Origin of the sequence: Neobacillus sp. DY30, from assembly GCF_030123065.1 — a bacterium.
In the GTDB taxonomy this organism is placed as follows: domain Bacteria; phylum Bacillota; class Bacilli; order Bacillales; family Cytobacillaceae; genus Neobacillus.
Genome location: NZ_CP126093.1, coordinates 4,369,608 through 4,383,260 on the forward strand (window position 1 = coordinate 4,369,608; position 13,653 = coordinate 4,383,260).

The window sequence follows — 13,653 nt, forward strand, 5'->3', positions numbered from 1 at the left end:
CCCTCCATTCTTTATATAGATTCCATTTTTACCAAAACCAACAACTTTATACAGTATTTTCCTGTTAGCAAAATAAAAAAGTCCAGGAATTTTTCCTGGACCATGACTTCTAAGTTCTATTCTGTTATTTCTCCGTGAATGAGGATAGGTGCCTCGACTTTTTCAGGAGTTAGAATAATATTTTCATAAAGCTTTTCTTTTACTTCGTTAACATCTTCAAAATTGCTATAAATTGTTACTAATGATTCACCTTTTTTCACTTGGTCGCCGATTTTCTTTCTTAACACAAGCCCTACAGCTAAATCAATCACAGACTCCTTCGTCGCTCTTCCTGCTCCTAAAATCATGGCAGCGGTTCCTACTTCATCCGCAACAATTTCAGAAACATACCCATCTTCTTTCGCTTCTAGCTCAAAAGTAAATTGAGCCTGCGGCAACTTAGAAGGATCGTCCACGATCGATGCATCTCCGCCTTGTGAGCTCAGGAAGACCTTAAACTTTTCAAGCGCCGAACCATCTTTAATGACATTTTCAAGCATCGAACGTGCTTCGGCTAATGAACTAGCCTTTTCTGCTAAATAAACCATGTGACTACCGAGTGTTAAACACAACTCTGTTAAGTCATCTGGACCTTCACCTTTTAAAGTATCAATCGCTTCCTTTACTTCCAGCGCATTTCCAATTGCATACCCAAGCGGCTGACTCATATCCGATATAACGGCCATGGTTCGTCTTCCAACATTGTTTCCGATACTTACCATTGCTTTAGCCAGTTCTTTCGAGTCATCAAGGGTTTTCATGAATGCACCTGCACCCGTTTTTACATCTAGAACAATTGCATCAGCACCAGCAGCTATTTTTTTACTCATGATTGAGCCAGCAATCAGCGGAATACTATTAACCGTTGCTGTTACATCTCTTAAGGCATATAGCTTTTTATCAGCAGGAGTTAAATTACCACTTTGTCCAATGACAGCAATCTTGTTTTTGTTTACCAGTTCGATAAATTCTTCGTTCTCGATTTCAACATGAAATCCTTTTACAGCCTCTAATTTATCAATGGTTCCGCCGGTATGACCTAAACCGCGCCCCGACATTTTAGCTACAGGAACACCCAATGCGGCAACTAACGGACCAAGAACCAGCGTTGTTGTATCTCCTACACCGCCAGTCGAATGCTTATCAACTTTGATTCCTTCGATTTGTGATAAATCGATTTGATCGCCTGATTCAACCATAGCCATTGTCAAATCTGCTCTTTCTTTTTCTGTCATCCCTTGGAAAAAGATTGCCATCGTTAGGGCACTAACCTGATAATCTGGGATGGAACCATCGGTATATCCATTGATAATAAACTTTATTTCTTCAGTAGTCAGTTCTTGCCCATCTCTTTTTGTCTCAATTAAGTCAACCATTCTCATTTTTATCACCACATTTTTAAATTATGTTCAGATTATTTCGCTATGCTTTTTACAATCTCTTTTATATATAATAGAAAATTTGCTTTTACTCTTTCAGTTGTTTCTATTACTTCATCATGTGTTAATGGCTGATCAAGTATTCCTGTTGCCATATTGGAAATACATGAAATACCTAATACCTTCATCCCGCTATGACGTGCAACAATAACTTCAGGAACCGTAGACATACCAACAGCATCACCGCCTAGTGTACGTACCATTCTTACTTCAGCAGGCGTTTCATATACAGGTCCAGGATTTCCAAAATAAACGCCTTCTTTTACATTTAGGTTTATCTGCGAGGCAATTTCTTTCGCAATAGTACGAAGTTCCTTTGAATAGGCTTCTGACATATCAGGGAAGCGAGCTCCAAGTTTAGAATCATTCGGACCAATTAATGGATTAGTGCCCATAAAATTAATATGGTCAGTAATAATCATTAAATCCCCAGCTTCAAAACTTTCATTAACTCCACCTGCTGCATTCGTGACAATAAGCATTCCCACACCTAGTTCCTTCATAACACGGACAGGGAATGTTACCTTATCCATACCGTATCCTTCATAGAAATGGAAACGACCTTGCATTGCTACTACTTCTACTCCATTTAAAACACCAAAAACGAGTTGTCCCGCATGACCTTCAACGGTTGAAATCGGGAAATCAGGTATTTCGTTATATGGAATTTTTACAGGGTTCTCAATTTCATCTGCTAATACTCCAAGTCCGGAACCTAAGATAAGACCGACCTTTGGTGTTGTCGAGTACTTTTCCTTTAAAAAGCCAGCCGCATTTTGGATTTTTTCAATATTCATTTTTTCTCCCCCTTTAATTAAGCTCTTGCAAAAAGCTTTTTCCGAATTTAGGAATTTTTACTTTAAAGTTATCAGCCACGGTTGCCCCAATATCAGCAAATGTTTCTCGAATTGGAAGTTCTTTCCCCACCGCCATTTTTTTGGAATAGACGATAAGCGGAACATATTCGCGTGTGTGGTCTGTTCCCGGAGCCACTGGATCATTTCCGTGGTCAGCTGTGATAATCAATAAATCGTCTTCTTTTAACTTTTCAAGTACTTCCGGAAGGCGGGCATCGTATTCCTGAAGGGCATTCCCATAGCCTTCTGGATCGCGTCGATGGCCGTATAATGCATCAAAATCAACTAAATTTAAGAAACTCATTCCAGTAAAGTCCATATCCAGTGTCTGTACAAGCTTATCCATGCCATCCATATTGGAGACCGTTCTTAGAGATTGAGTAACTCCCTCTCCATCATAAATATCTGAGATTTTTCCGATTGCAATAACGTCTAAGCCAGCGTCTTTCATCTCGTTCATCACCGTTCTATCAAACGGCTTCAGTGCATAGTCATGACGGTTAGCTGTCCGCTTAAAATCTCCCGGTTCACCTAAAAATGGACGAGCAATAACACGGCCCACCATGTATTTTTCATCTAATGTTAACTCACGAGCAATTTTACATATTTTATATTGCTCTTCAATTGGGATAATTTCTTCGTGTGCGGCAATTTGAAGCACTGAATCGGCAGATGTATAGACTATCAATGCTCCTGTTTTCATATGTTCTTCCCCTAATTCATCGAGAATTTCCGTTCCACTAGCAGGTTTATTGCCAATAATTTTTCTGCCTGTGCGTTTTTCTAATTCTGAAAGGAGTTCGTCTGGGAATCCATCAGGGAATACTCGAAAAGGTGTTTGGATATTTAAGCCCATAATCTCCCAGTGACCTGTCATAGTATCCTTACCATTCGATGCTTCCTTCATTTTCGTATAGTAACCCAGCGGTTTTTCCGATTTTTCAATGCCTTTAATTTCACGGATATTGCTTAAACCTAAGTTTCCCATGTTTGGCATGTTTAGACCGTTCATTCTTTCCGCAATATGTCCAAGGGTATCTGCACCTTTATCACCAAACTTTTCGGCGTCTGGTGATTCACCAATTCCAACCGAGTCCATTACGATTAAAAAAACTCGTTTATATGTATTTACTGCCATTCGAGTCTTCCTCCTTCTTCTATTACAAATAAAAATAATAAGTAAAAATAGATTACCCTTATTAAAATAGGATTATTATGCACTTTTAGAAATATAACGTCAGAAGTCTGACCTCTATATTTTACTAAACTATAATAAAATTACAAGAAAAAGCTGCCATAAATTTTGGCAGCTTTTCGACATTTTTAAATTATTATGTATCTAGTATCCTATCAAGCTCTTGGATGGAATTTGGTATAGACATCCTTTAACCTTGTCTTGGTTACCTGGGCATAAATTTGTGTTGTTGAGATATCAGCATGTCCTAGCATTTCTTGGACTGCTTTTAGATCTGCACCGTTTTCCAACAGATGTGTTGCAAACGAATGCCTGAGTGTGTTCGGTGTTAATTCACTCTCAATCCCAGACTCTTGAGCCAGCCTTTTTAAAATCTTCCAAAAACCTTGACGTGTTAATCTTTCTCCATGATGGTTTAAAAATAAGGCACGAGAGTGATTTTCTTTATTAGCAACAAAATTTGTTCTGCCTTTATCAATGTAAGCCTTTAGTGCAGCTGCTGCAGTTTTTCCAATTGGTATAATACGTTCTTTATTACTTTTACCACTGACGGTCACAAAACCCAGCGTTACATTTACATGGTCAACATCGATTTGAATAAGCTCACTGACTCGTATACCGGTAGCATAAAGAAGCTCTAGCATTGCTTTGTCTCTTAAACCAAAATGTCCTTTTCCATTGGGAATATCTAATAGTTTTTCTACTTCCTTTAAACTTAAAACCTTTGGCATTGACCGCTCAGACTTAGGAGGTTCAATAAGAACAGAAGGATCTTGATTAGATACCTGTTCCCGCAACAGAAACTGATGAAAAGCGCGAATAGAAGCAACGTGTCTTGCTAAGGTTTTTGCCGATTTTCCCTTTTCTTTTAAAAAAGAAAGAAAATGGATAATGTGAGCCCGCTGGACCTGATTACATGATTCAATGGCTTCCACGTTTTTTAAGTAATGAAGATAGGTTTTTATATCCCGTTCATACGACAGCAGAGTATTCTTTGCTGCCCTCTTTTCAACGAGCAAAAACTGCATAAATTTTTTTAAATGATCATCCATAAATATTACTCCCCATTTAAGTAAAACAAAATCAACCGATCCAGCCACATAGGGTTCTCATCTTTATTTAATGTTGAAACCTTTAAAGCTGATCCTTGCGGTGAATCATAACGATGATAATTTTGGTATTCCTCATTTACCCACATAATACCATAGTAAAAGAGTATCGTACATCCAGTGAATATGATAAAAACCTTTAAGGTTTGTAGTACTACTTTAATAAAAGAGAGCATTTACCTTCCCCCAAACAGTTTAGCCTAGTAAAAGATATGCCAATTTGTCCAACTTTTATACCTACAGTTACCTTTTTAAAGGAAATAATTTTGTCTATGTTCGCAAAAAGAAAAAAGCCCTTTTCTAAAAAGGACTTTTGGCTATTATTCTGCTGTTTCTTCAGCTTTCACTTTATCTTGGCAGCGATAGCATATACCATGAAACGTCAGACGATGGTCTTTTATCTTGAAATTCCATCTACGTTCAACCACAGCTTCTACATCTTCAAGAAGATCTTCTTGAATTTCATCAACCGCTCCACATTCAATACAAACAAGGTGATGATGAAAATGTGCTGCTCCTTCTTGGCGAAGGTCATAACGTGAGACCCCATCACCAAAGTTAATTTTATCAACAATCTTCAATTCAGTTAGTAATTCAAGGGTACGATATACAGTTGCCAATCCGATTTCAGGCGACTTTTCCTTAACAAGGAGGTATACATCTTCTGCACTTAAATGATCCTCTTCATGCTCTAACAAAACCCGAACGGTTGCTTCACGTTGAGGTGTTAGCTTATAGCTTGATGAATGCAACTGCTTTTTAATTCTCTCAATCCTAGTCTCCATCCCGAAGTCCCTCCCTCGCCGCTGCTATTCTCATTATAACAGATGAGAAAGAGGTGTCAAAATAAAATCATTATAAACAAGAGATTATATTTAATTCTATTTAATAATAATTATAAATTTAGCGACCCCATTACCGATTTCATCAGCCATGGTGATACGTAGGCTTCCACTCCTGAAGCAGCAGAAATAAGAACTACAGCAACAATAAAGATCAGAATATAGTTCTTAAAAAATGGCAAGATTGGCTGTCCATAGGTCTTAAAAAATTGTTTTTTTATCATTCTCAATGAGAAAATAACAGATAATGCAGCCATCAAAATGAAAACGGGAATGATAATCAAATTTTGTGGCAATATGGATACAAATGCAAGCAAAAATCCTTTCAAGCCCAATTGACTAACTAAGAAGCCAACCGTAAAACCCACCACTAAACCTTTTATAAATAGTAGAATTAAGATTACCGGAAGTCCGATGATAGAGATACCTAAAATCCAAATCAGTCCAATGAATTTGCTGTTATGAAGAAAGCTTTGTGCAAATAAATCATTGTTCTCGGCTACTTTCCCGTTTAGTATTTGACCAAAGAATTGTGATAAATAGTAAAAAAGATCTTCTTTCTGGGTGATACTCATGCTGTTCACGACAATGGCTCCAAAAATGACACCCATTAAAAATAAAATGACAATAAATAAAAATATTGAGGAATGCTCACGGAAATAACTGGCGGCATCGTTCTGGTACAATCGTTTCTTCATCTGCAGTCCCTCCTACTTCTCTCGGGTTAAGTTATTACATTTTATGCGGTTCTAGTAATTCTATGACGATAACTTAGTAGATTTAATTTTTAAAAGAGGAAGATGTGGGCCATCGCAGATATATTAATTTTTCGAGTCTATTACGGTTAAAAACCCGGCAGATTTAAGTGACTTTGCCAGGTTTTTAAATAGAAATATGAAATTAATCTGCTATTTTTCCGTATTTTCCACCGCCGCCTGCAGCTAAATTTACTTTTCCTTCTCTAGCTTTCATGATGAGTTCGGCTATTTTCGGTGGAACCACTTCGGTTAATGCTTCAAAAGGTACTTCGTGTAAAATTGCCATTTCCGAACCAAAATGATTGACTAGCTTTTCAAGTAATTTACGTCCTAATCCAGGGATAAATTCAAGCGGGACTTGATGCACATAGATTGGACGACCTTCCGGGCTCTGTTCAGCTGTCTTCAATTCCATGATTCGGTCCGCAACACCTTTAATATTCTTACTGCCGCATTGAATACAGAGTTGATCTTCCCCGCCTGCAGGGTGCAAGCATTTTGCACAGACGGTTTTGTGATATTTTCCAAGGAGCGGATCTAAACCATAATTTGCTATAATCCGCCTGCCATCTTCTTTTTTCAATGCCTTTTCTAATTCTTTAAAAGAAGGTTCCTTCATCAATATAACCTGATATTCACGGGCAATTTTCGCTAAAGAGTGAGCGTCTGAATTGGTGACAAAAGTATAGTTGTGTAATTCTTTTATCTGGTCTGCCATGCTTGTATCAGAACTCAATCCCAGTTCAATCCCATCTATAAGGGTTGGATCTAAAACTTCTGTTAACGATTTATTGACACCTTTTCCATATAGACTTTTAAAAGGTGTAAACACATGGGCTGGAATAAATAATCCGCCTAGTTCTTTTACCTTTCTTTGTAATTCAAGACCCGACGCATAGATTCGCTGCGAACTCAATTGAACATTTTTCAAATGACCAGATAGCCAATTAGAAAACTCTCTCATGATCATGATTGTAGGAAAATAGCACAGGACATGAATCGGTCCGTTGCATTGTTCGTCATAGATTTCTAATTCTGAACCGGGAATAACCGTTAAATCACCGAATGCCAATCCGCCATCTGGATGTTCAAGAACGTCACCGCCAGAAACCAGGCTCTCCATCTCTAGAATTACTTCTGGTGAATGACTATCAATAATTCCAACCATATTCAGACCTTTTTCATGCCGCGCATGCTCAATGATGTTTGTAAACGTTAATGATTTAGCACCTGTTATTTTTACAGGCTTACCTGTCCAGGTTCTTCCGATATGAATATGTAAATCTACATAATAGCGTTTCATTTTTTTGCTAACGCCTCTTGTAATTGCAGATATTGAACAGCATATGCAGTTTTGGCATCATAGATTTTTTGATCCTTAATGTACTGAACTGCTTCATCTAGTGTAATTTCTTCAATATTTACAAACTCATCTTCATCCAGTGCGGCGGCATTTTCTTTCTTTGTTAGTCCTTTAGCAACAAATAGATGAACGATTTCATCCGCAAATCCAGGTGATGTATAAAACGAAACGAGAAGTTCCAGACTTTCGCATTCGTATCCTGTCTCTTCCTCTAATTCTCTGCGGGCACAAAGTACAGGCTCTTCACCTTGTTCCAGCTTTCCTGCTGGGATTTCAACAATCGTTCGATCCAGTGCTTTTCGAAATTGCTCTACCATAACAATTTTATTATTATCAGTAATCGCCAAAATAGCGACTGCACCTGGATGCTTGATGATCTCCCTTTTGGACTGTTTTCCATTTGGAAGTTCAACATCCTGGAGGTGAAGGCTAATTATTCTGCCTGAAAAAATTTCCTCACTATGTATAGTTTTCTCATTAAGGTCACCCATCAATATCAACTCCTGTTCTAATTCACTATGTGCTCTTCATACATTCTACCATACATGATCAGGAGGGGTATGGATGAAGGTATACGTGCATGATAAGGGGATTATTCTTGTTGGGAAGGGATGGGAGATTATTCAAAAGCTAAAAGAATACAATAAAGAATTTTCTACTGTTTCCGAATGGATACAAAATGTTGCATCTAAATAACCTTTCCATTTGTAGTCTGCCCCGTACTTTATTAAAATTATAGAAAAGACGGGGTGATGATTTGAAAAAAAGAAAACTTGGAAACTCGGACTTATGGGTAACAGAGTTAGGCTTAGGCTGTATGTCGATTGGTACTGAGGAAAAAGCTGCCAGGGAGATTATTGAAGCAGCATTGCAAGAAGGAATCAATTATTTTGATACTGCAGATTTGTATGATTTTGGTGAAAATGAAAAAATCGTCGGGGCTGCTTTAAAGGATGTTCGTGACAAGGTCATTATTGCTACAAAAGTAGGAAACCGCTGGTACCCCGATAAAACAGGATGGTCTTGGGATCCGTCCAAGTCGTACATAAAGGAATCAGTCAAACAAAGTTTGAAACGTCTTGGGACAGACTATATCGATTTATACCAGCTTCATGGCGGAACAATTGAAGATAATATTGATGAAACGATAGAAGCTTTTGAGGAATTAAAGACAGAGGGCTATATCCGCTATTATGGAATTTCATCGATTCGCCCAAATGTTATTCGTGAGTATGTAAAGAAATCTCATATTGTTTCTGTCATGATGCAATATAGTATATTAGACCGGCGCCCAGAAGAAGAAGTTTTGCCGAATCTTCATGAGCGTGGAATCAGTATTGTTACCCGCGGTCCTCTAGCGAAAGGGCTGTTAAGTGATAAAATGCTAGAAAAGATTTCTCCAAAGGGATATCCAGACTATAGTCAGGAAGAGCTGCTTGAAGTGTTACCAGTCCTAAAGGACAGACTTGCTGCACAACGCTCTTTTACAGAAATTGCTCTTCAATACAATTTGGCGCACCCTGCCGTGGCTACGGTGGCTGCTGGAGCCAGCAGTCCAGAACAAGTAAGAGACAATGCTAAGGCAGTGAGAAGCCAACACCTGACCCAAGAAGAAATACGATTGATAAAAGAGATTTCAAAAGCCGGGAAATATAAAGAACATCGTTAAAAGGAGAGCCCGTTGGCTCTCCTATTTAAATTCCTTCCAGTTCATGCCGCTTTCATTTAGCAGCTCTTCAAACGATTTATTTTTTTCTTTTAAGCGGCGTTCCTCGCGTTTTCGCTGCTCTTCTTCCGCTCTTTTACGCTCCTCTGCTGCCTTCATCTCTTCCTGCTGTTCTTTTAATTGTTTTATTAGCTCTGGATTAATCATATCTTTCAGCGTTACCGATGCTTCTTCTTTTTTTGGTCTAGATTGAATTTTTTGTTTCGATTTATTTCTCATTCAAAAATCCCCCACAATCATTATTCCATATATATTATAGCATCATTTTTTGATAGAAAAAGCAGGCTGTTATGCTAATCAGCCTGCCATACTTTTTAATAAGCTTCTAGAACCACGTTTTCATCCACTGCCAAGGTCGCTTCTGTTGAGTTTACAACATCTTCGATTGCAAACCCTTTTGCTACTTCAATCAATTTTAGCCCTGTGTCCGTTACATCCATTACAGCACGTTCTGTAATAATTCGGTTAACCACACCTTTACCGGTTAGCGGAAGGGTACATTGTTTTAATATTTTAGATTCACCGCGCTTGTTCACATGCTCCATAATGACAATGATTTTTTGCGCTCCATGGACGAGATCCATCGCTCCGCCCATCCCTTTAATCATTTTCCCTGGAATCATCCAGTTTGCTAGATCTCCTGTTTCAGAAACCTCCATGCCTCCAAGGATGGCAATATTAATATGTCCGCCGCGAATCATCGCAAAAGATTCCGCGCTATCAAAATAGGAGGCGCCGCTAATCGCTGTTACTGTTTCTTTTCCTGCATTGATTAAATCAGGATCAACTTCTTTCTCGGTTGGATAAGGACCGATTCCAAGCAATCCATTTTCTGATTGGAGGACGACCTGCTTATTTTCTGAAATATAGTTAGCGACTAATGTCGGCATCCCAATTCCTAGGTTCACATAAAAACCGTCTTCAATTTCTTTCTCTGCTCTAATTGCTATCCTCTCTCTAACAGAGACCACCGGCGCTCACTCCCTCCACCAATCTACTTTCTAACCGTCATTCTCTCAATCCGTTTTTCCTGCTTACCTTCTATAATCATCTGAACGTAAACGCTTGGAGTATGAATAAAATTCGGATCGAGTTCCCCGATTTCACAGAGTGTCTCCACTTCAGCTATCGTTACTTTACCAGCCGCTGCAATCATAGGGTTAAAGTTTCGTGCGGTTTTGTGGTAGACGAGATTCCCCATCTTGTCACCTTTCCATGCCCTGACAAGACTAAAATCAGCGGTTAATGCTTCTTCTAGCAGATACTCCCGGCCATTAAATACCTTGGTTTCCTTTCCGTCCGCAATAGGTGTTCCCACCCCTGCTGGAGTGTAAAAGGCGGGAATCCCAGCACCACCAGCTCTTATTTTTTCCGCTAAAGTTCCTTGTGGTGTCAATTCTACTTCAAGTTCTCCTGCTAAAACTTGTCTCTCAAACTCTTTATTTTCACCTACATACGAACCTATCATTTTCTTAATCTGTTTATTTTTCAAAAGCGGCCCAAGACCCCAATCATCGATTCCGCAATTATTTGAAATAACGGTTAAATCCTTTACCCCTTTATCAACCAAGGCTGAAATTAGATTTTCAGGAATGCCGCACAAGCCGAAACCGCCGACCATCAACGTCGCTCCGTCTTGAATATCTGCGACAGCCTCTTGAAAGGATGTACTAATTTTCTTCATCGAGATCGTTCTCCCCCTCTTTTGTAAGAGATTATGCTAACTCAACGATCGTTGCTACCCCTTGACCGCCGCCAATACAAAGAGTTGCTAATCCTTTTTTGGCGTTTCTGCGTTTCATTTCATGAATCAGCGTAACGAGAATTCTTGCACCGCTTGCACCGATTGGGTGACCTAGTGCAATCGCCCCGCCATTAACATTTAAGATATCTTTATTAAATTGAAGTTCACGGTCAACGGCTAATGCTTGTGCAGCAAATGCCTCATTTGCTTCAATTAACTCAAGCTCTTCTATAGAAATAGATGTTTTTTCAAGCACTTTCTTTACAGCAGGTACTGGACCAATTCCCATAATGCTTGGATCTACACCGGCACTCGCATTCCCTTTAATCGTGACTATTGGCTTTAATCCTAATTCATCCGCTTTTTTACGGCTCATTACGACTAAAGCTGCTGCACCATCATTGATTCCAGACGCATTACCAGCTGTTACGCTGCCATCTTTTTTGAATGCTGGGCGTAATCCAGAGAGTTTTTCGGCAGTTGTTCCTTTTTTCGGATATTCATCAGTATCAAAAACAATTGGATCTCCTTTACGCTGTGGAATAACGACAGGGACAATTTCATCTTTAAATTTACCTGCTTCAATTGCCTTTACAGCTTTCTCCTGACTCCATGCTGAAAACTGGTCTTGCTCTTCTCTCGTAATCGAATATTTATCAGCTAAGTTTTCAGCTGTATTTCCCATATGATATTGGTTAAAAACACATGTCAGACCATCACTAGTCAAAGTGTCTACTAATTTTTGATCACCCATTTTAAAGCCTTCACGGGCATTTTTTATTAAGTAAGGAGCCTGGCTCATATTCTCCATTCCACCAGCAACAACAATCTCAGCATCTCCTGCTAGAATAGCCTGTGCTGCTAGGTGAACAGCCTTTAATCCTGAGCCGCAAACTTTATTGATTGTCATCGAGGAAACACTTTCAGGAATTCCCGCAGCGATAGCAGCTTGTCTTGCAGGGTTTTGACCAAGACCAGCCTGGAGCACATTTCCTAAAATAACTTCGTCAACTTGTTCCGGTCTCACGCCTGCTTGTTCTAGCGCTCCTTTAATGACCGTCGCTCCTAATACTGGTGCCGATACATTTTTTAAACTCCCGTTAAAATTACCTAATGCGGTACGAACTGCGCTAACAATTACTACTTCTGTTTGACTCATTCTTTTCCTCTCCTTTATGTACTGTTTCAATTTAATAATTCGAGTGCGAGCTCTGAAAGTCCTCTAATTTTGTCAAAATTTCATTTATTCTTCATATTTAGAATACAAATCGTATATTAAATTTATTCCTTCGTCCTAGCTTTCTTTAACATGAATAATCATGCTTCCTTATAAGCACCTTATTAAATGAAACCACTTCGAAGGGAGTCCTGACAGTTATGAGCCAAAAACGTGATAAAGGATACAGCCAAAAAGGTAAAGATTATGCAGAATCTGCCGGTACTGGTAAACGAATTATTGCTGCCGAGGAAATAGAAAAAGCAACTCATCCAACGAAGAGACAAAATGCTGAGCAATAAATTTTTAAGCCGCTAAATGGAGTTAGCGGCTTTTCCTATGTTAAAATAAAGCCACCACCAATTACCAAATAATGACTGCTACTAAAACCTTTTGGAGGTGTAAATGTGAGAAAGGCTTTGCGAGCTCTTTTAATTTCATTCTTGATTACATTTTCTTTAGGTTTTTATTTTACCAATAGGCTTATGTACATGAAAAAGAAGGATGAACAATTTATAGTACAGCGGGAAAAGGAAGCGGGAAGATTTAACCCCGAGCATTTCGAATCACTTCCTAAGCGTGAGGTACTTATTGATTCCCCTTTTGGCTATCCCATTAAAGCGCTGCTGGTAGAACCACATACATCCAATCGCTATGTCATTATTTCACATGGAGTGACGGAAACAAAAATCAATTCGATTAAGTATATGAATCTTTTCTTAGAGCGTGGTTTTAATGCAATGATTTACGACCATCGCCGCCACGGTGAATCTGGTGGAAAAACTACTAGCTTCGGTCATTTTGAAAAATTCGATCTCAAGGCAGTAATTGATTGGTTAAGAAACGAAAAGGGTCCTGCACTTACGCTCGGAATTCATGGAGAATCGATGGGGGCAGCTACCATGCTTCTTTACGCTGGTATGCTAGAGGATGGAGCAGATTTTTATATAGCGGACTGTCCGTTCTCTGACTTAAAAGAACAAGTATCTTACCAGCTAAAAAAAGAACTTAAGAATATTTCAACATTATTAATTCCCATAGCTGATTTTATTTTACGGCTTCGTGAAAAATATTCAATCCGACACGTCTCACCCATATCCGTAATTGAAAATATTCAACATCCTATTTTATTTATTCACAGTGAGAACGATGATTTTATTCTCCCTGCCATGACAAAGGAATTATATGAGAGAAAGCAAGGTCCAAAGATGCTGTATCTTGCCGCAAATGGCCGTCATGCGCAGTCGTTTAATGAGAATCCAGAAGAATATCGCAGAGCCATAGACGAATTTTTAAATAAATACGTTGGGTATGCTTGACCGAGGTTATTTTTGGAGATATACATGATATATCTTCATTAATTTG

The 13,653-nt window shown here is 38.8% G+C and carries 17 protein-coding genes; 4 read left to right on the forward strand and 13 right to left on the reverse strand.

The window, feature by feature from the left end; genetic code table 11:
• Window positions 1-116: 116 nt before the first annotated feature.
• The 9 genes from QNH29_RS21575 to QNH29_RS21615 form a co-directional block, all read right to left on the reverse strand.
• On the reverse strand, window positions 117-1,421 hold the full coding sequence (locus tag QNH29_RS21575) for a pyrimidine-nucleoside phosphorylase (RefSeq protein ID WP_283861365.1): 1,305 nt from the start codon (window positions 1,419-1,421) through the stop codon (window positions 117-119).
• Between the two features lie 32 nt (window positions 1,422-1,453).
• Entirely contained in the window at window positions 1,454-2,275 is an 822-nt protein-coding gene (locus tag QNH29_RS21580; RefSeq protein ID WP_283861366.1) for a purine-nucleoside phosphorylase, read from the reverse strand.
• Window positions 2,276-2,288: 13 nt separating this feature from the next.
• Window positions 2,289-3,473 (reverse strand): phosphopentomutase, encoded by a 1,185-nt coding sequence (deoB, locus tag QNH29_RS21585; RefSeq protein WP_283861367.1) that lies wholly within the window; start codon window positions 3,471-3,473, stop codon window positions 2,289-2,291.
• Between the two features lie 212 nt (window positions 3,474-3,685).
• Window positions 3,686-4,582 carry a site-specific tyrosine recombinase XerD gene (xerD, locus tag QNH29_RS21590; RefSeq protein WP_283861368.1) on the reverse strand — a complete coding sequence of 299 codons (897 nt, stop codon included), beginning with the start codon at window positions 4,580-4,582 and terminating at the stop codon, window positions 3,686-3,688.
• A gap of 5 nt (window positions 4,583-4,587) precedes the next feature.
• Window positions 4,588-4,815 carry a YqzK family protein gene (locus QNH29_RS21595; protein ID WP_283861369.1) on the reverse strand — a complete coding sequence of 76 codons (228 nt, stop codon included), beginning with the start codon at window positions 4,813-4,815 and terminating at the stop codon, window positions 4,588-4,590.
• Between the two features lie 144 nt (window positions 4,816-4,959).
• Complete coding sequence (gene fur / locus QNH29_RS21600; RefSeq protein ID WP_179596540.1) at window positions 4,960-5,424, reverse strand: ferric iron uptake transcriptional regulator; 465 nt, start codon at window positions 5,422-5,424, stop codon at window positions 4,960-4,962.
• A 110-nt stretch (window positions 5,425-5,534) separates the two neighbouring features.
• The gene (spoIIM, locus tag QNH29_RS21605) at window positions 5,535-6,179 is read right to left on the reverse strand and encodes a stage II sporulation protein M (RefSeq protein ID WP_283861370.1); all 645 of its coding nucleotides are present in this window, start codon (window positions 6,177-6,179) and stop codon (window positions 5,535-5,537) included.
• A 202-nt stretch (window positions 6,180-6,381) separates the two neighbouring features.
• A complete protein-coding gene (locus QNH29_RS21610) occupies window positions 6,382-7,542 on the reverse strand; it encodes an endonuclease Q family protein (protein ID WP_283861371.1) in 1,161 nt (386 codons plus the stop codon).
• Window positions 7,539-8,093, reverse strand: a complete 555-nt coding sequence (locus QNH29_RS21615; protein WP_283861372.1) for an NUDIX hydrolase — start codon at window positions 8,091-8,093, stop codon at window positions 7,539-7,541. The genes QNH29_RS21610 and QNH29_RS21615 overlap by 4 nt, the downstream gene beginning before the upstream one ends.
• Window positions 8,094-8,166: 73 nt before the next feature.
• Here QNH29_RS21615 and mciZ point away from each other — a divergent pair, with 73 nt between their 5' ends.
• Both mciZ and QNH29_RS21625 read left to right on the forward strand, forming a co-directional pair.
• Window positions 8,167-8,298 (forward strand): Z-ring formation inhibitor MciZ, encoded by a 132-nt coding sequence (gene mciZ, locus QNH29_RS21620; RefSeq protein WP_283861373.1) that lies wholly within the window; start codon window positions 8,167-8,169, stop codon window positions 8,296-8,298.
• A 61-nt stretch (window positions 8,299-8,359) separates the two neighbouring features.
• Window positions 8,360-9,271 (forward strand): aldo/keto reductase, encoded by a 912-nt coding sequence (locus tag QNH29_RS21625; RefSeq protein ID WP_283861374.1) that lies wholly within the window; start codon window positions 8,360-8,362, stop codon window positions 9,269-9,271.
• 21 nt (window positions 9,272-9,292) lie between these two features.
• Here the strand turns inward: QNH29_RS21625 and QNH29_RS21630 are convergent, their stop codons facing one another.
• The 4 genes from QNH29_RS21630 to QNH29_RS21645 all read right to left on the reverse strand — a co-directional run bounded on the left by QNH29_RS21630 (window position 9,293) and on the right by QNH29_RS21645 (window position 12,231).
• Window positions 9,293-9,547, reverse strand: a complete 255-nt coding sequence (locus QNH29_RS21630; protein WP_283861375.1) for a YqkE family protein — start codon at window positions 9,545-9,547, stop codon at window positions 9,293-9,295.
• A 95-nt stretch (window positions 9,548-9,642) separates the two neighbouring features.
• Window positions 9,643-10,299, reverse strand: coding sequence for a 3-oxoacid CoA-transferase subunit B (locus QNH29_RS21635; RefSeq protein ID WP_283861376.1), 657 nt, complete (start codon window positions 10,297-10,299; stop codon window positions 9,643-9,645).
• Between the two features lie 23 nt (window positions 10,300-10,322).
• A complete protein-coding gene (locus tag QNH29_RS21640; protein WP_283861377.1) occupies window positions 10,323-11,012 on the reverse strand; it encodes a CoA transferase subunit A in 690 nt (229 codons plus the stop codon).
• Window positions 11,013-11,043: 31 nt separating this feature from the next.
• The gene (locus QNH29_RS21645; RefSeq protein ID WP_283861378.1) at window positions 11,044-12,231 is read right to left on the reverse strand and encodes an acetyl-CoA C-acetyltransferase; all 1,188 of its coding nucleotides are present in this window, start codon (window positions 12,229-12,231) and stop codon (window positions 11,044-11,046) included.
• A 218-nt stretch (window positions 12,232-12,449) separates the two neighbouring features.
• On the opposite strand from QNH29_RS21645, the gene QNH29_RS21650 reads away from it, so the two are divergent.
• Window positions 12,450-12,590 carry a hypothetical protein gene (locus QNH29_RS21650; protein ID WP_283861379.1) on the forward strand — a complete coding sequence of 47 codons (141 nt, stop codon included), beginning with the start codon at window positions 12,450-12,452 and terminating at the stop codon, window positions 12,588-12,590.
• A gap of 105 nt (window positions 12,591-12,695) precedes the next feature.
• Entirely contained in the window at window positions 12,696-13,607 is a 912-nt protein-coding gene (locus tag QNH29_RS21655) for an alpha/beta hydrolase (RefSeq protein WP_283861380.1), read from the forward strand.
• Window positions 13,608-13,653 lie beyond the last annotated feature (46 nt).